The sequence below is a fragment of the Clostridium thailandense genome, assembly GCF_019207025.1.
GTDB lineage: Bacteria > Bacillota > Clostridia > Clostridiales > Clostridiaceae > Clostridium_AM > Clostridium_AM thailandense.
Map to the genome: position 1 here is coordinate 1 of NZ_JAEEGC010000057.1, position 18,375 is coordinate 18,375.

General features: G+C 30.0%; 16 protein-coding genes and 1 pseudogene. 7 read left to right on the plus strand and 10 right to left on the minus strand.

Annotation, left to right across the window (positions count from 1 at the left end):
- Positions 1–364: 364 nt before the first annotated feature.
- The 8 genes from I6U48_RS13255 to I6U48_RS13285 all read right to left on the minus strand — a co-directional run bounded on the left by I6U48_RS13255 (position 365) and on the right by I6U48_RS13285 (position 9,039).
- Positions 365–1,372: a LacI family DNA-binding transcriptional regulator gene (locus tag I6U48_RS13255; protein ID WP_218320943.1), complete on the minus strand. Its 1,008-nt coding sequence runs from the start codon at positions 1,370–1,372 to the stop codon at positions 365–367.
- Between the two features lie 147 nt (positions 1,373–1,519).
- Entirely contained in the window at positions 1,520–2,890 is a 1,371-nt protein-coding gene (locus I6U48_RS13260; RefSeq protein WP_218320944.1) for a glycoside-pentoside-hexuronide (GPH):cation symporter, read from the minus strand.
- Positions 2,891–3,157: 267 nt separating this feature from the next.
- Entirely contained in the window at positions 3,158–4,558 is a 1,401-nt protein-coding gene (gene uxaC / locus I6U48_RS13265; RefSeq protein ID WP_218320945.1) for a glucuronate isomerase, read from the minus strand.
- 338 nt (positions 4,559–4,896) lie between these two features.
- Positions 4,897–5,361 carry a spore coat protein gene (locus tag I6U48_RS13270; protein ID WP_218320946.1) on the minus strand — a complete coding sequence of 155 codons (465 nt, stop codon included), beginning with the start codon at positions 5,359–5,361 and terminating at the stop codon, positions 4,897–4,899.
- Positions 5,362–5,537: 176 nt separating this feature from the next.
- Positions 5,538–7,253, minus strand: coding sequence for a hydroxylamine reductase (gene hcp, locus I6U48_RS13275; RefSeq protein WP_218320947.1), 1,716 nt, complete (start codon positions 7,251–7,253; stop codon positions 5,538–5,540).
- Between the two features lie 213 nt (positions 7,254–7,466).
- Positions 7,467–7,694: a hemerythrin domain-containing protein gene (locus I6U48_RS30490; protein WP_376774557.1), complete on the minus strand. Its 228-nt coding sequence runs from the start codon at positions 7,692–7,694 to the stop codon at positions 7,467–7,469.
- Positions 7,663–7,839 (minus strand): DUF542 domain-containing protein, encoded by a 177-nt coding sequence (locus tag I6U48_RS30495; protein WP_376774556.1) that lies wholly within the window; start codon positions 7,837–7,839, stop codon positions 7,663–7,665. Before I6U48_RS30495 ends, I6U48_RS30490 begins: the two co-directional genes overlap by 32 nt.
- 480 nt (positions 7,840–8,319) lie before the next feature.
- Complete coding sequence (locus I6U48_RS13285; RefSeq protein WP_218320948.1) at positions 8,320–9,039, minus strand: Crp/Fnr family transcriptional regulator; 720 nt, start codon at positions 9,037–9,039, stop codon at positions 8,320–8,322.
- Between the two features lie 225 nt (positions 9,040–9,264).
- Between I6U48_RS13285 and pepF the strand changes: the two genes are divergently transcribed.
- The 7 genes and pseudogenes from pepF (at position 9,265) to I6U48_RS13320 (ending at position 14,449) form a co-directional block, all read left to right on the plus strand.
- Positions 9,265–11,157, plus strand: a complete 1,893-nt coding sequence (pepF, locus tag I6U48_RS13290; protein WP_218320949.1) for an oligoendopeptidase F — start codon at positions 9,265–9,267, stop codon at positions 11,155–11,157.
- 214 nt (positions 11,158–11,371) lie between these two features.
- Positions 11,372–11,599, plus strand: a complete 228-nt coding sequence (locus I6U48_RS13295) for a spore coat associated protein CotJA (protein WP_218320950.1) — start codon at positions 11,372–11,374, stop codon at positions 11,597–11,599.
- A 14-nt stretch (positions 11,600–11,613) separates the two neighbouring features.
- On the plus strand, positions 11,614–11,904 hold the full coding sequence (locus I6U48_RS13300; protein ID WP_218320951.1) for a spore coat protein CotJB: 291 nt from the start codon (positions 11,614–11,616) through the stop codon (positions 11,902–11,904).
- Between the two features lie 3 nt (positions 11,905–11,907).
- Positions 11,908–12,102, plus strand: a pseudogene (locus I6U48_RS13305) (manganese catalase family protein); the annotation flags it as partial.
- A gap of 189 nt (positions 12,103–12,291) precedes the next feature.
- Positions 12,292–12,435, plus strand: coding sequence for a cyclic lactone autoinducer peptide (locus I6U48_RS13310; protein WP_218320957.1), 144 nt, complete (start codon positions 12,292–12,294; stop codon positions 12,433–12,435).
- A 132-nt stretch (positions 12,436–12,567) separates the two neighbouring features.
- A complete protein-coding gene (locus I6U48_RS13315) occupies positions 12,568–13,887 on the plus strand; it encodes a sensor histidine kinase (RefSeq protein WP_218320953.1) in 1,320 nt (439 codons plus the stop codon).
- Between the two features lie 4 nt (positions 13,888–13,891).
- Positions 13,892–14,449: an accessory gene regulator ArgB-like protein gene (locus I6U48_RS13320; protein WP_218320954.1), complete on the plus strand. Its 558-nt coding sequence runs from the start codon at positions 13,892–13,894 to the stop codon at positions 14,447–14,449.
- A gap of 327 nt (positions 14,450–14,776) precedes the next feature.
- Here the strand turns inward: I6U48_RS13320 and I6U48_RS13325 are convergent, their stop codons facing one another.
- The gene (locus I6U48_RS13325; protein ID WP_218320955.1) at positions 14,777–16,810 is read right to left on the minus strand and encodes a methyl-accepting chemotaxis protein; all 2,034 of its coding nucleotides are present in this window, start codon (positions 16,808–16,810) and stop codon (positions 14,777–14,779) included.
- Positions 16,811–16,814: 4 nt separating this feature from the next.
- Positions 16,815–17,981 (minus strand): DUF917 domain-containing protein, encoded by a 1,167-nt coding sequence (locus I6U48_RS13330; RefSeq protein ID WP_218320956.1) that lies wholly within the window; start codon positions 17,979–17,981, stop codon positions 16,815–16,817.
- Positions 17,982–18,375: the final 394 nt, after the last annotated feature.

Genomic DNA, 18,375 nt, shown 5'->3' on the forward strand with positions numbered 1-18,375 from the left:
CCAAACAAGAAAGTAAACTTATACGCAGGTAGATGTTACCAAAGCTGAAAGCACATATAAAAACTTTTTTATCATTCTTAGCGAAGTATTTTAGAAAATCTTAGAGGCTTTTATATGTTTGAGGTACGAGTTTATAAAAGTTTCTTAGATTTTAATGAAACTCCTCTTCCTTACGTCAGATGAGTAAGCGACTATCACAAAATCAAAGATTTTGGATATCTGCTTAAATACTGATCTTTAGAATGATTAAAAGTTTTTATAGTACTGAAGCTTGGTAACATCTACCGGAGCATAAGTTTACTTTCGGCCGTCTTTATCTATAAATACCATTACCTCAATTGACTTAAATAGATCTATATTATATTTAGATTCTATCTAGTTTAGCTACAGAATCTCTTACTACAAGTTCAGTTTTAATATAAATTTTTTCACCGTCCTGCTTCCCATTGTTTATTAAGTCTATAAGCTTTTTCCCACCTATTATGCTAATTTCCTCCATTGGCCTTTTAATAGTAGTAAGCGCTGGTGTAGCATATTCCGAGAACCCAATGTTATCGAATCCTACAATTGAAATGTCCTTTGGAACTGAAAGTCCATCTTCAAACGCCGCTTTAATAGCACCTATTGCCATATCATCATTTGAACAAAATACAGCTGTAGGCGCATTTTTCAAAGTTAAAAGTTCTTTCATAGCTCTATATCCGCTTTCCATACTATATTTACCTTTAACCATATACTCACTATTAACCGGTATCTTATTTTCAATAAGAGCCTTCAAAAAGCCTTCTTTTCTGTGTATAGCAGATTTAAAACCTTCTTTACCTTCTATTAAAGCTATATCTCTATGTCCATTTTCTATTAAGTATTTTGCAGCTTTAAAAGCACCTTCTTTGTCATCAGATAGTATATTTATTAATGAACTTCCTTCTATTTCCCTATTTAAAACAACTAATGGTATCCCCCTTTGTAATACATGATAAATAAATGCATTATCATTATCACTTTGACTCATTAAAACAATACCATCAAATCGTTTATTATTAATGGATGTAAAATCCTTATAGTCATCAATACCTCTTACAACTAAGTTATAATTTTCTTCTATAGCACTGTTAACTCCTCTTACAGTCTCATAAAAGAAACTAGGGGATGTTCCCTGGCTTATGCTAGAGAAGAATAATCCGATAGTATAAGACTTATCTAGAACTAGACTTTTAGCATTATAGTTAGGAACATAATTAAGCTGTTCTGCTATAGCTTTTATTTTATTCTTTGTTTCTTCATTTATAAAAGGACTGTCATTAAGGGCTCTAGAAACAGTAGTATGCGATACATTTGCAAGCTTTGCTATATCTTTTATGGTTACGCTCATTATGCCAACCTTCCTTCTTAGTAAATGTATATTCTATTTTTGATAATAACATATTTTACAAAAGTTAACTATATGATCTTTATTCCAAGATAATGATATAACAATGTCCCCCTAAAACTTAAAGCAAGACTTTGACAAATTGATATATTAGCTTGCACTTGTTTCAAATTTTCCAACTTCTAAATCCTTTACTATTTTTCTATATTTATCATCTGATAAATCATGTAATAACCAGATTATGATAGCTGCAACAGCTAATGCAGCTGCTGGATATAAAGCCATTACTGCTTTCATTCCAAGCAAAGCTTTTGCAGTTTGATGTGCATTAGGAACATATCCTGTCATTGACAATGCTCCTAATGTAACATATGCTGCTATTGATTGAGCTATCTTTCTTGAGAAGTTAAATGCAGCGTAAGTCACACCTTCTCTTCTTACTCCTGTATGCCACTCACCATAGTCAATAGCATCAGAAACGAATGCCCAAGTAACACCATTTGGAATAGCCAATGCTACATATCCTATAGTAACTAATGCTGTGAATGTATAGAAGTTTGCTGGTAATATAAAGTTTAATCCATTAGCAATGATACCTACGATAAAACCTATCATAGCAGTTTTCTTCTTTCCAAATTTTGAAACCATCTTTGGAATAGCAGCAATACCTATAACAGAACATCCAATCATTATAGTGTTTACAAGAGGTTGAAGTTTAACATTTCCAAGAGCATATTGACAGTAGTATATCATCATTTGGTTATTCGCATTCATTGCAGATATTGTAAATAGTGTCATAAGAATCAATGCTAATAATGGCTTATTTGTAAATATTGTCTTGAAATAGTCTTTTGCAGTAGTTTTTACATGTGATTTTGATTTAGGTTGAACATTTTCTCTAGTATTTTTAAAACAGATAAAAAATCCAAGTATACCTACTAATGACATGATAGCAGCTGCTACAGGGTATCCAATTCTAGGATCCGAAAAATGTATTAATATAGGTACAAATGCTACACCTGTTATTAACTGAGCTCCTAATGAACCAGCTTGTCTGTATGTTGCCAATTCACTTCTTTCCTCAACATCTTGCGTCATAACAGATGCTAGTGATCCATAAGGAACGTTTGTGAATGAATATACAAGCCCCCAGATCATATAAGCGGCATATGCATATACTAGCTTGCTTTTTACTGATATATTAGGCATAAAGAATGTGAATATTGTTAGTGCTGCAAGCATTATAGCTGAAATCATCATAACTGGTCTAAACTTACCAAATTTACCTGGCTTTTTGGAATCTACTGCTGAACCTGCTATAGGGTCCATGAAAGCATCAAATAGCTTTGTATATACAAATATATTTTTTGCTGCAGCTGCTGGTATACCGCAAACGTCAGTAAAGAATTTTGAAAGATATGCCTGACCCAAGTCAAACATGAAGCCGTTTCCAAAGTCGCCAAACCCATATGAAATCTTTTCTTTTAAACTTAACTTTTTCGTATCATTTTTCTGATTCATATTGTTTTTCTCCTTTATAATAAATAAATTATTTTCTAATATTCTTAAATACATATTGTTATAAACAATAAACATCAATATGTTTCCTGTTAACGCATGCATAATGCTTGTGAAAAATTAATCATTTTTCTAATCCTATCTATAGTTTTTCCACAAAATCAGTAATTAATTTAATAACTCGATATTATTAGATTTTCCATCATGCACACGTTAACAATGTATTGCAAAAAAATTTTCACTTAATTCTTAGAGCTTATTTTACTATAATTACATTCCGAAATATTCTTTTGCATTATTGTAAGCTATTCCCTGAACAATACTTCCTAGAAGCTCCATGTCCTCTGGCACTTCCCCATTCTCAACCCATTCTCCTATTAAGTTACAAAGGATTCTTCTAAAATACTCATGTCTAGTGTAAGATAAGAAACTTCTTGAATCGGTTAACATTCCTACGAAGCGGCTTAGCAAACCTAAATTAGCTAGTGTTTTCATCTGTTCTATCATACCTTCTTTATTATCTACAAACCACCAAGCTGATCCGAATTGTATTTTTCCTGGAACTTCAGTTCCCTGGAAGTTTCCAAGCATAGTACCAATAACATAGTTATCCTTTGGATTCAACGTATATAAAATAGTTTTAGGAAGATTATTATTTACTTGTAATGAATCTAATAATCTAGCAAGCGGATAAGCTATTTCACCATCATTAATTGAATCAAATCCAGTATCTGGTCCTAACTGTTTAAACATCTTTGTATTGTTATTTCTCAATGCTGCAATATGATACTGCATTGCCCATCCTAATTCTGAATACATTCTGCCAAGGAATTGTAAAATAGCAGTTTTGTATTTACCTTCTTCTTCTCTGCTTACCTTTCCTTCTTTTAAAGCCTTTGCAAATATTTCTACTAATTCCTCTTTTGAAGATCTAGCATAAGTTATGCTATCCAATGCGTGATCTGATATTCTACATCCAACAGAATGGAAGAATCTTATTCTTGATTCTAATGCTTCTAAAAACTCATCATAAGTTGTAATATTTTTTCCAACTACTTGTCCAAGTTCTTCAACCCAAGGAATAAAAGTGTCATTATTTATTAAGAATGCTTTATCCGGTCTTAAAGCTGGCAGAACCTTTACATCAAAATCTTTATCTTCTTTAAGCTTTATATGATACTCAAGTGAATCTATCGCATCATCTGTTGTGCATATAACTTTAACATTTGATTTTTTAATTAATTCTCTTGCTCCAAAACCTTCTGAATTAAGTAGTTCGTTTGCTTTTTCCCAAATTGCTGGTGCATTCTTTTCATTTAAAACATCGTATATTCCGAAAAATCTTTGAAGTTCTAAATGAGTCCAATGATAAAGAGGATTACCTATAGTCATTGGCATTGTTCTTGACCATGCCATAAATTTTTCATAGTCACTTGCATCACCAGTAATATACTTTTCATCTATACCATTACTTCTCATTGCTCTCCATTTATAATGGTCTCCATATAACCAAACCTCGGTTATATTTTTAAACCTTTTATTTTCATAGATTTCTTTTGGATTCAAGTGGCAATGGTAATCTATAATAGGCATGTCCTTAGCATAATTGTGATATAGCTCAATTGCAGTATCATTAGATAGTAAAAAGTTTTCATCCATAAACTTTTTCATGATGTTTCCTCCTAATATTAAAACGAATTAATTAATGTTCACGTTAACATTACTTTGTGTTTTTATTATAATCGGTTTCAATTAAAAACGCAATAGTTAAATTGTTAACGTGAACAAGTTTTTTATATATTATTTTATGGTACTCAATCCAAGTTATTACAAAGGTTTTTAAATACCTTACCGTCATACTACTACGTTTATATTTAACTCTTGCGTTAACAAACTTTAATTATTCTAAATACTATTTCATAGAGTAAACTCATGTTTCTTTGTTACAATAATGCACATTTAATTTTAAAGGGGCTGCCGTACTTACCTAAGTGCGACAGTCCCTAAATTTACTGTACTTTATACATTCCCTTACTTTCCATATACTTAAATACTGATTCTCCATGTTTCTGTTCTTCTTTTTGTATATGGTTTAATACATCTCGGACATTAGTATCCCTAAATTCAAAAATCGCAGTATTATATGCTCCTGATACATACTTTTCTGTCATTAAAATATCGGTGCACATGTCCTGATCAGATAAGTTATGTACTACTGCAGATCCACTTTGAGTTGAATTCTGATTATTTTGTTGGTTACCTTGCTGATTCATTTGTGGAACATTTCCACTCAATAATTGGTTTATACTGTCAAGATGAGTTTGCTCAGATTGTAAGTTTGCATTAAATATCGCTCTCAACTGATTATCCATAGCTTGATTTGCATAATTAGTGTATTTCACTATACAAGCTTCCTCATGACTTTTTTGGTCTTCAAGTAATGTTCTTTCTTTTTGCGATAAATTTATATTCATAATAACACCTCCTAATTTATTTTGTATAAACTTCGGTCTATTTATACCATCAAACACAAAAAAGCCCATGCCTTATTCAGACATAAGCTTTTTTGCTAGTTTAAACTTAATTTATATTTAACCTAAATATCACTAAATCTTTTGGATGGGGGTAAAATCAAGCGATATTCAAGCTACTATCCTAAAAACATTTTCATATCATCATCTACGTTTGTTATTCCACCTATTCCAAAGTTCTCTACTAAAACTTTAGCCACATTTGGTGAAAGGAACGCTGGTAGCGTTGGTCCTAAGTGAATATTCTTAACACCTAAGTGAAGTAATGCAAGCAAAACTATGACTGCCTTTTGCTCATACCAAGCTATATTATAAGATATAGGAAGTTCATTAATATCCTCTAATCCAAATACTTCTTTTAATTTAAGTGCTATAACTGCTAATGAATATGAGTCATTACATTGTCCAGCATCTAATACTCTTGGAATTCCTCCAATATCACCTAAGTCAAGTTTGTTATATTTATATTTAGCACATCCAGCTGTTAGAATAACTGCATCCTTTGGAAGCTTCTTAGCAAAATCTGTATAGTAGTTTCTGCTCTTAGCTCTTCCATCGCAACCAGCCATAACAAAGAATCTCTTTATAGCTCCTGTTTTAACTGCTTCTACAACCTTATCAGCTAAAGCTAAAACTTGGTTGTGTGCAAATCCTCCAACTATTTCTCCTTTTTCGATTTCCTTTGGTGCCTTGCACTTTTTAGCATGTGCAATTATAGCTGAGAAATCTTTAGGCTTACCATTATTTCCATCTGCTATATGCTTAACTCCAGGAACTCCTGTCGCACCAGTAGTGTACATTCTCTCTTTATATGAATTCTTAGGGGGAACTATACAGTTTGTAGTCATTAGAATTGGACCATTAAAGCTTTCAAATTCTTCTGTTTGTTTCCACCATGCGTTTCCGTAGTTTCCTATAAAGTGCTTATACTTCTTAAATGCTGGATAGTAATTTGCTGGAAGCATTTCACTGTGAGTATATACATCTACTCCTGTTCCTTCTGTTTGTTTTAGCAATTCTTCCATATCCTTTAAGTCATGTCCACTTATTAATATACCAGGTCTATTAGAAACACCTATATTGACTTTTGTTATTTCAGGATTTCCATAAGATTCAGTATTAGCCTTATCAAGTAGTGCCATAGCATCTACCCCATATTTACCTGCTTCAAGTACTAAAGCTATCAATCCATCTACTGCTATACTATCATCTAAGGTTGCAGCTAATGCTTTTTGCATAAATCCATGAAGGTTTTTATCATCATATCCTAAATTGTTAGCATGCTTAATATATGCTGCCATACCTTTTAATCCATAAATTAAAAGCTCTCTTAATGATCTTATATCTTCATCTTTAGTAGCCAATACACCTACTGTTTCCGCTTTTGCATCAAATTCATTTACATTATTAGCAAACCATACTGCTGCTTCTGGTAAATTAAGATCTTCCTCTTTTTTCGCTCCACCAAATCCGAAGATTTTCTTAAGCCATGAAGTATTTTCTTTTGATTCTGTAAGTTTTCCACCAGCATTAATATACTGTTGTTTAACTTCTTCTCTTAACTGCAATCCTCTTCTTATTCTTTCTATAAATATATTTCTGTCAAAGTTTGCATTAGTTATAGTTGCAAATAAACCCTCAACTATGAACTTATTTACTTCTTTATTATCTACTCCTAATTCCCTTGCTTTTGTACTAAATACTGAAATTCCTTTTGTTATATATATTAATAAATCTTGTGCTTTTGCTAAGTCTTCTGTCTTTCCACATACACCTTTTACTGTACATCCTTTGCAATTTGCTGCCTCTTGACATTGATAACAAAACATACTCATTTAATCCTAACCTCCATATTTTTCATTAATTTTTATTTAATCTTAGATTATTTTTAATTTTTACTATTTTAGTATACTTTCTCTCTACAGAACTCTTTTAACTATAAGTTCCGCAGACATCTTATGCTAAATCGTTGTTGTCCACTTGATGGTTTAATTATACCCATACTAATAAACTTCTTCGGTAACAATTGTTACAAGTATAAAATATTTTTACTTATTTATTAATTTATCTTTAAGTTTTGAGAACAAAATATTATTTTCTAAGTGTATATGTTGAAAAGTATCTGCCTCTACTTCTTCAAGTTTTTGATAGGTAAACATAAAGGTATTACAAACATCAGCTGGTACTTTATACCCACTTGTAATTTTTCTTAGTTCTTTAAGTATATCTCCAGCCCCCTCATGCTCATTTTCCAGCTCTTCTATCGCTGAAATTATTTCCTTCCTCTATTGCCTCTAGTAACGGTCTGTTTCCTCCGCAACAGAAATCAATATTATATTCTTTAAATATATCCATAGCCTTTGGAAAACTTGCTGCTATATAACCTATACTATCTGAACTTTTAAATTTAAACTTACTCATTATTTATCCCTCCAAATCTCTTTTTGATCTCATCATTTATGAGTCAATTATATAAAAGTTCTATTTAATAATCTGTGATTATAATCAAATTTTTAGTTGATTTTAATAACTGCATTTAATCTTCTTTAAATCTATAATGAAGCCATCAATTACAAATTTAAAAGAAGATGTTTTATATAATAAATAATAAATGACTATATAGAACAAAGTAATATGACTCCAGTAGATACTTCTTACCTTGTTGAAAATATTGGTGCTAGCCAAATAAAACTACCTTTGAGAATTAACTACTTTGACGAGGATATGTCAACAAAATTGTGTATTGCTGCAGAAAACGAAATTTGAGGGAGTTTATAAAAGTTTCTTAGATTTTCAAAATACTGAGCTTTAGATTGATAAAAAGTTTTTATAGTGCTGAAGCTTGGAAACATATACCGGAGTGTAAGTCAACTTTCGGCCGTGTTTATCTGAAAAGTAACTCTAATCAATACTTTTCAGATAGTCTATATCCTTTATAATTATTTTTTTATTACCATGAAGTTCAATTATACCCTCGTCCTGCATTCCTGTTAAGGTTCTGCTCACTGTTTCTCTTGTAAGTCCAGCATAACTTCCTATCTCTTCTCTATTTAAAGGTAAGTTCACTGTTATTATATTTCCTTCTTCTTTTCCAAAATCTTTTGCGAGGCTTAAGAGAACTCCTGACACCCTAGATTCTACATCCTTTGTACTTAATCTCTGAACTAAATTTTCAAGGTTTATTAGCCTATCATGTACTACCTCTAATATTTTAAAGGTTATTTCAGGATTTTTCTCTATTATTTTATCAAAGTTTTCCTTAGTTAACGCACATATTGCAGTATCTTCCAAAGCCTCAGCATTAAACTCAACCTTGGTCTTCTTTAATAAGCTTAATTCTCCAACAAAGTCTCCATCAGTAAGTATGTATAGTATCTGTTCCTTTCCTTCCTTTGTATATTTAAATATCTTAACTTTGCCCTTATTAACAATGTATAACTTATCTGATACATCACCTTCAAAAAATATCATTTGTCCTTTTTTATATCTTCTATTTATAACATTACTTGAAATTTCCTCCAACTGTTCCTCCTGCAATGTTGAAAAAATATATACTTTTTTAGCACAATACTTTCCTGTGCACTTCTCACAATGACATGAACCCATCAAATTATTCTCCATTATCTCAGAATCGCTCCTTCCATATCAAGTTTACTCTTTATTACCTTTTAGTTATATTTTAATCGATAAGTGTACTTAAAATAAGCAAAACTACTAATTCTGTAAAAAAATATAGGAATTTATGAGAGTAGAGGTTATAATTTAGATAATATTACTTTAAATGTTAATAAATTTTAACATTTAAAGACTTTATATGAACATAATATTATAAGGGGGAATACTAATTTGAAAAAAGGTTTAAGAAAAACTCTGTTAACTATACCATTGACACTAAGTCTTTTACTAGTTCAAACCTCAGTTCTTGCAGTAGGTCCTTTGAACAGAAATGCAGTCGAAGAAAAATATAAGTGGAGTATTGATGAAATATATCCAACTAAAGCTCTCTTCGATGCTGATTGCCAAAAGATACTAGACACATATATACCTAAATTAAAAACTTTTGAAGGACATTTGACAAGTGCACAAAATATATATGATTGTTTCACTACAAGAGATGAAATGTCGAGAATACTTGATAATTTATATGTATATTCTCATATGAAATCAAATGAAGATGAATCGAACAGTTCCAGTTCAGAAATAAGTTCCTTAACTGATAGTTTAAATTCTCAAGTCGGAACAGCAACAGCTTTTATTCAAACAGATATTCTTGCACAGCCAGAATATAAAATTAAACAATACGAAAATGACCCTATACTTAAAGATTATAAGCATACCATCGATGAATTACTAAAACAAAAATCTCATACGCTTTCACAAGGAGAAGAAGAAATATTAGCAGCAGCTTCTGATATGGCAGGATCGCCAGATGATATATATTCTAAGATTGAAACAGACATGAATGGTTTCTTACCTACAATAAAAGATCCGGATAATAATGATTTCAAAATAACAAATTCGTCATATGCTTCTATGCTAGATAGTAAAAATAGAGAATTTAGAAAACGAGGTTTTGAAGAACTATATAAAGTATACGACAAAGAAAAAAATTCTTTAGCAGCAACATTAAATGCAGAAGTAAAGAAAAATGAATTTTTTGCAAAGTCAAGAAAATACAATTCAGCTATGGAAGCTTCACTCGCAAATGAAAATATACCTGTATCTGTTTATTATAATTTAGTTAACTCTGTCAACAATAATGTAGATACTCTTCACAGGTATGTAAGCCTAAGAAAAAAGGTGCTAGGAGTAGACAAAGTTCACTTGTATGATATGTATGTTCCTTTAACCTCAAATTTTGATATTAAAATACCATATGAAGATGGAAAAAAACTTATACTTAAAGGGTTAGCTCCTTTAGGTCAAGATTATACAGATGTTTTAAAAGATGCTTTTGAATCTAGATGGGCAGATGTTTATGAGACAGAAAATAAATATTCTGGAGCTTACCAATGGGGAACCTATGATACCCATCCATATGTGTTGCTAAATTATGACAATAGCACTGACTCACTGCTTACTACTGCTCACGAATTTGGACATGCAATGAACTCTTACTATACAAATAAAACTCAAAAATATATAAACAGTGGCCAACCTATATTTACAGCAGAAGTGGCCTCTACGTCGAATGAACTATTAATGCTTAGGTACTTAATTAATAATGCTAAAACCGATGATGAGAAGCTTTACTATATTAATAAATTAGCAGAAGATATAAGAAGCACTGTTTATACTCAAACTATGTATGCGGAATTTGAAGAAATGATATATGAAAGAGTGGAAAGTGGAAACGCGTTATCAGCAGATTCCTTAAATGAAATGTGGAAATCTCTTATGACAAAATATTATGGAAACGATTTTCAAGATGACGAACTTGCTAATTTATGGTGGGCAAGAATACCTCATTTTTACATGAATTTTTATGTTTACAAATATGCAACTTCTATGGCGGCTTCAAATCAACTAGTTAAAAACATGAGTGAAGGAACTGATGATAGTAAATCAAATGCTATAAAAAGATATAGAGATTTCCTTGCCTCAGGATCATCAGAGTATCCTATAGAAACTCTAAAAAAGGCTGGTGTTGATGTAACAACAAGTGCTTCAGTAGACAATTTGTTAGATGAATTTAGTCAGTTAGTCGATCAAATGGACCAATTACTTTCAAAACAATAACATAAATTTCTAAATATTTTTTATTATGTAAGAATATATTTCATGGAATTACTTTTCCAAATCCTTGTATCATTTATTACCAACTAACCTATAAATCTATTAAAAGTAAATGTAGTTTATGATAAATCATAAATTTTTTACTGTAACAAATTTATGATTTTCCTCATATGCTGTTATTGTGTAAGCAACTTATTCAAGGAGGAAAAGATCAACTATGGCTAAAGACAATAATATGTACACAACAAAATGTCCACCAATGCACCAATGCATTCCACAGGAATTGGTAATAAAAAATGTAAGATTAGCAGCTGCATATGTACCTTATCAAAATCTTTGCAATGTTTTCTCTCCTATTGAAGCTCTTAAGCATGGAACTGTTTTTCCTGAGCTTTTTAGCCCTTATGACGGTAAACACAAAAAATGTCGAGAATCCGAAGAGTAGAAGGGGGTACTATTATGAAATATGAAATGAATAGAAAAGATCTTTTAAAAGAAATTACTGTCGTAGATTTCTCCATAATAGACCTCCATTTATATCTTAATACTCATCCAAATGACGTTAATGCCCTTAAGATGTATAACTCACTAGTAATGCAACTTAAAGCATTAAAGCAGAAATATGAGAAATGCTACGGACCGTTAACTTACGGTTCCTATAGCGCTTGCCCATGGCAATGGATGAATGAACCATGGCCATGGGAATATGAGGCCAACTTTAAGCTTGATAGAGATAGAGGGGAGATGTAATATATGTGGGAATACTCAAAGAAACTAGAATATCCAGTAAAAATTAAGAATCCTAATCCTAAAGCTGCAAAAATAATTATTACTCAATATGGTGGACCAGATGGAGAACTAGCTGCATCCCTTAGATATTTGAGTCAGAGATTTTCAATGGTTACACCTCAGGCTATAGCAACATTAAATGATATAGGTACGGAAGAATAATCACCATGATGTTGTAAGTTATGGACAGATTATTGTTTATAAAATTAATTGATTTATCTAGAAATGAAATTAATTTTCTTAAATTTGTTTTTTCTACAATATCTAGAAGGAAAATCTAAAATTTTGTAGAAATTAATAAGTTGAGTAACTATTACTTAATTTTTTATTAAGGAGGATGTATAAATGATGAAGATTTTCAAAAAAAATCTAGTAAAAATGACAATGAAGATGGTAGGTTCCTTAGCTTTATTTTTAGGAGCAATGGTTATCGTTCCAACCTCGCTTGTTGGTTCTCATCAACCAAAATGTCCTGACGAACTATTGAAATAATAAATTAAGATTTTTCCACAGAAATTTTCATAAATGTTGTGGATGAAAATTTTTGTGGAGAATTTTCATGCATTAATTTTTTTATCACATCCTCTATATAAGAAGTCTATAAGCAAGCATAGGAGAAAATATATGGATATCCTAAAGGAAATAATATTGGATTGCATCGAAGCATTTCTTTTTTTATTAGTTTTTGAAGCATTATACAATAAAAAACGATTTATAGTACAAAATAAAATTAAAACAGGTTTATTCTGTGCATTATATATTTCTTTAAATTTGATGACTCAAGTCTATATACCTAATATTTATCATACATTGTTTCTTTCATTTTTTTGTATTTTATCACTAACCCTAATTACTCAAATAAGAATTTTTTCTTCAGTAATTACATTTTTTTTATTTCTTACAATAATTTTTATTACCGAAAATTTTACCCAAACCATTGAAATGTTTTTGTTTAACATAAATTTAAATCAAATTTTTTTAACTCCGCGTTATTTGTGGATTTTTTTAATAACTTGTAAATCATTACAAATACTTATTGTCGTAATTATTTTTAAATTCAATTCATATTTTACTAAATTTAATTTATTTGAAAAAGAAGGAACTCTTTTTTTAAATTTAATAATTCAAATAGGTATTTTCGGTCTCTTTATACTTAGTGTTAATTTTAGTGTTTTTGATATAAATAATGTTAAAACATATAATACTATTATCTTTATTATATATTTTGTATTTTTATTAATATCCTTTAAAGATTTAAGAGAAAGGGAGAAAATTATAAATATAAATAATAACTACAAAGTTCAAGAATATCAAATTAAAACCATGGAAGAAATAATCAATATTATAAGAAAAGAAAAACATGATTTTGCTAATCATATTAATGTTATAAGAGGTTTATGTCTATTAAACAAGCCAAATACTGTTGAACGAATAAATGATTATGTTACAAAAATTTCAGAAACATTACATTCATCTTTTAAATATTTAGATACAGGAAATGATTACTTAGATGGACTGTTATCTATAAAAAATAACTATGCAATAAAAAATAATATAAATTTCGAAGTAATTATTGACGAACCCTTTAGTTCAATAAAAATTAGAGAAGATGAGTTAATAAGTATCGTCAGCAACCTTGTGGATAACGCATTTGAATCTTTTCACTCCAAACCCGATACTGAAAATAAAGAAATATTTATTACTACTTTTAAAGAAGATAAAAAATTTTGTATTGAAGTAACTGATAACGGTGATGTCATTCCAGAAAGTATAAAAAGAAAAATTTTTGACAAAGGATTTTCTACAAAAACCAAGGAATCAAATGACCATGGATTTGGACTATATATAACTAGACAATTGGTCGAACGAAATAATGGTACTATATCCGTGGAGAGCATTCCAGAAAGAACTGAATTCTTAGTTGAATTTAGACTAGAGGAATAAATAAATGGGTAATTTTATAAGTTGTTTAGTAAAAGAAATTTCTAAAACGAACTCTCAATTTTCAGATTTAGAATTAAAAAAGATGGAATATGGTTTAACCTGCCTTTGGGATGAAATAACAAAGCTTATTCCATACTTTATCATATTTTGGTTGTTTTCTGTACAAGGATACTACATAGTTACTCTTATATTTTTTTGTCCTATTAGATTGTTTACTGGCGGTTATCATGCTAAGACTTACTGGGGCTGTTTTTTTATTAGTTTTGTTATATTTTCTTTAATAATTGTTATTGGAAAATATATTTCATTTAATACTACCATATTAATAGCAGCACTGATTATTTCATTTATACTCGTTTGCATTTATTCTCCTGTAGACAATATTAATAAGAGAATAAAAAGCAAAGAAACAAGAATGAAGCTTAAACGTTTTTCTATAATAATTACTTTTTGTTTAAGTCTACTATGCTATTTCATTCCATGCAGATTTTTACCTACTGCTGCACTTTCAATTATTAGTGCTACAATGTTAATGATAATTGGAAAAACAAATGATACTTGAGCTTTATACTAACAGCGAAAAGCAAGAAGATGAGGAATATAAAAGATTAGCTGCTGGAAATTCTTTAGAAATTGGCTAAGGGATTATAAGCTAACCTGGAATCTAAGAATGCGACAAAACATACTGAAAATACTTGATAAAATAGATAATTAAAACTTACAACATGATGGTACCTAAGAATAGGTACCATCTAGAGCATTAACTAATATACTTTTTTATCTTCTTATATACATAACTACACCATACACTTAACTTATATGCAGGTAATATGTTTCCAAAGTTGAAGACACATATAAAAATTTTATTGACAATCTTTTAAAGTTATAATTATAGTTTGAATTTGTCAGTAGCCTCCTTTAAAGCTTCTGACATTTCATTTAACTTTTGAGCTGAATTTGTAACTAGAGTAATTCCATTCACTTGTTCATCTATAATAGCACTTACTTCTTCAATAGCCGCTGCAGAAGATGTAGATATATTTGAAATTTCACTTGTAGATACTATAATACTTTCTTTTTCAATCTTCATTTTTTCTATTTCTTTAATAAGTACATCATTTGCAAGCTTCATATCAGTTATAAGTTTAGTAACATTTTGAAGGCTTTTCTGAGCATCCTCAGCAAAATCTTTATTCTTTATAGATAATTCATTGGAATTTTTCATTTCATCCATACTAATATCTATTTCACTTTGAATTTCTTTTACTATTGTTCCTATTCTATCTGTAGAAACCTTAGTTTCCTCAGATAATTTTCTTATTTCATCAGCTACCACTGCAAAGCCTTTTCCACTTTCCCCAGCTCTAGCAGCCTCAATAGATGCATTTAATGCGAGTAAGCCAGTCTGATCAGATATATTCTGAATCACATCAATGATTCCATTTATATCTTTCGATTTATTTGTTAAAATCGTAATTGTATTGTTTAAGCCTCGAGTCGCTTCCCCAAGTCTTTCTATATTATCAAGTAGTGTTTTCATTTTTTCACTTACATATACACTTGAAGAGTTTCCATCTTCCATATATGCATTAAATTCATCAATCTTATTTAATAACCAATCAATAGTCAAACTAAAGTTGTTCATATTATCATTAGCTCCATTAGCCATTTGCGATTGCTTGATGGAATTATCTGTAATTTCTTTCACTGTACGAGATACATTTTCTGAAGATTCTGTCATCTGTTTCATTTCATAAAATAATTTTTCAGAAGATTTATTCACCTCATCAACAGTTTGATTAGAAGCACTAATAAGTCCTTTTATCTTTATACTCATGTTATTTAAACTCAAACCTAACTGTGCAATTTCATCATTTGATTTCATTTTAGTAGCTGCATCAAAATCTCCATCAGCAATTTTCTTTAGTAATCCAATAGGCTTTATAATTCTCAAATTAATAAAATATATAACCACAATAGAAACAATAAGTATAAGTAATAAACTAAAAATAATATTACCCAAAAGTAATTTCTTTAGTTGGTTATTCACATAACTTTTATCAAAAGTTATTTCAATTACCTTGTTGGGACTTATTAAATGATCTACTCCATCAGACAAATCTACAAAAACATACTTTGTAAATATCAAATTACTTTTTTGTACTTCAACAACTTTCTCTGTCTTAGCTCTTTTGCAATTTTTAACAATTTCAGGTGTGGTATTATACTTCTCAGTTGAATTCACGAAAGGATTACCATTCTCATCATATATATGCACATCTTTTACAAAATTCAACTTTCCTTTTAATTCTTGTGTTATCATAACAGGGTCCATATCTTTTACATACTTCCCCAACTCGGAAGCTTGATAACCAAACTCCAAAATATATTTATGATCTGGTGATGGCATATAAATCCACTTATTCAAAAGCCCTGTAAGTACATCTGGTTGAAGTCTAGTATGATATACTTTATTGCCTATACGTATTTTATTAAGTTTATCTGCTACAGCATCACCTAAAGCTTTTTTATAATTTACTCCTCTAGCAGCATCTTGTGTTGTTTTAACTACTGTATTATTTTCATCAATAATAAACACATCTACATTAAAATCTGCCTTTAACTTGTTAATATCAATTTTTTCTATGTCACCACCAGCTTTATTATAATCATCTATAAATACTTCCATTTTCTTTTCTAACTCTGGTTCAATCTTTTTTTCCAGCATAAAATAGCCTGAATTTATCAGCTTAATTTCTTGAACCAAATCTTTCTCAACTTGTTGCTTTGAATTTTCAAAGGACTGATTAAGCTGATTTTTAAGGGAAAAATAATTAAAAAATGAACTGATAATTAAACCTATTATAACAATTGGCATTATTTGTATCATTATTCTATAGCCTAATCTATTTCCTCTAAACATAAAATTAACCCCTCCTATGAATTATTTCTATAGGAATATATGACCCATCATATATCTTTAAGGATTTAAGAATTTGCATAAACCTATCAGTAATAAATTTTCTTCTCATTTTACTATTACATGGAAGTCCAAAAATCGTAACTGTTTGTCCTTTTTTAATTTCCATATTGCTTAAAGCACCTTTATCTGTCATATAACAAATTAAATCTGGTGCCATAGCCCAAGGATTTTTTGTATTTTCATTAAGGTATGCAAATAGATTTTCATTTTCATAATTAATTGTTACGACGTCACCTGATTTATTTTTAACCTTCACAATACCTATGTTGAAACCGCCACCTTGACCACTTGAAGCAGCTTTAACTTCTATAACTTCTGATTCATCAAAAGTAAAGTATTTGATTTTATTATTTTTAAACCAGCTCTTTAAGTTTTCTATAGATTTGCCAGTCTGACTTCCATCAACTATAACCTTTCCAATATTATGAGCATATTTGAGAGTGTCTGGAATTACTCCTTCCTCAAGTTTAGATTGAGGAATATAATACATTGATAAAGCACCAACTTGTCCAAAATCTTTAAGATCTATCATGTTTCTAGCAGCCTCTTCCATAAGGTCTGCTTGAGCTTTCCCATCTGGTAACTTAACTTTATCTAAGGAAATTGAAACTGCATAGGATGGAAATTTTTCAGTAATAGAATTTACAAGTGCTGCTGGAGATGGAGATATATTAGCCATTGCTAGTGTTGTAGTTTCAAGTTGAGGCACTGCTCTTCCAGCACCATCTGCATCTATGACAGGTATTCCTAATTGAGATGCTACTAACATAGGAACTAAAGAATTTACAGCTCCTACCTCTATCGGTAAGCAATAACTAAAATTATTACCTTTGATTTGTTGAAGCAATTCGAAAGCTCTCTTTGGCGATGTAAAATCTGCTGATTCTTTTAGAGCGCTAGGTGCTCCCATTAGAGCTACTACAGCTCCAGATTCTCCGCTTTTAACATCACTTACATTTTTTATTTCTACATATGAAGTATTAGTAAAAATATTTTCTTCAATGATATGAGCATCTTCAATGCCTCCTCCTCCTCCACTTCCTAAAAAAGCAGCTCCTTGAATTATATATTCCATATCTTTCTTAACTAAACATGTTAACTTTTTTTCCACAATAATTCCTCCTTCTATGTATCATTAAAATAAAAACATTTTATTTTCGACATACAAACTCTCTACAATTTGAATTGTGTATAAATTCTTCAAATTATTCATATACTTAATAGAATATTGTTTTTTGATGTTAGTACTATGATATCACAATCTCTATTTTGTGTTAATATAATACTTGTCTTCTTTTTTTTACTTATTGTTACATAAAAAGACATATAAAGTTTTTTCTATTTTTAGTTACCTTTTGATTCCCTGATTTCTATATAGATAAACACAACCAGACACTTAACTTATACGCAGGGATGTGTTTACAAAAATGAAAGAAGGGAATCAAAAGGTAACTAAAAATAGAAAAAACTTTATATGTCTTTTTATGTAACAATAAGTAAAAAAA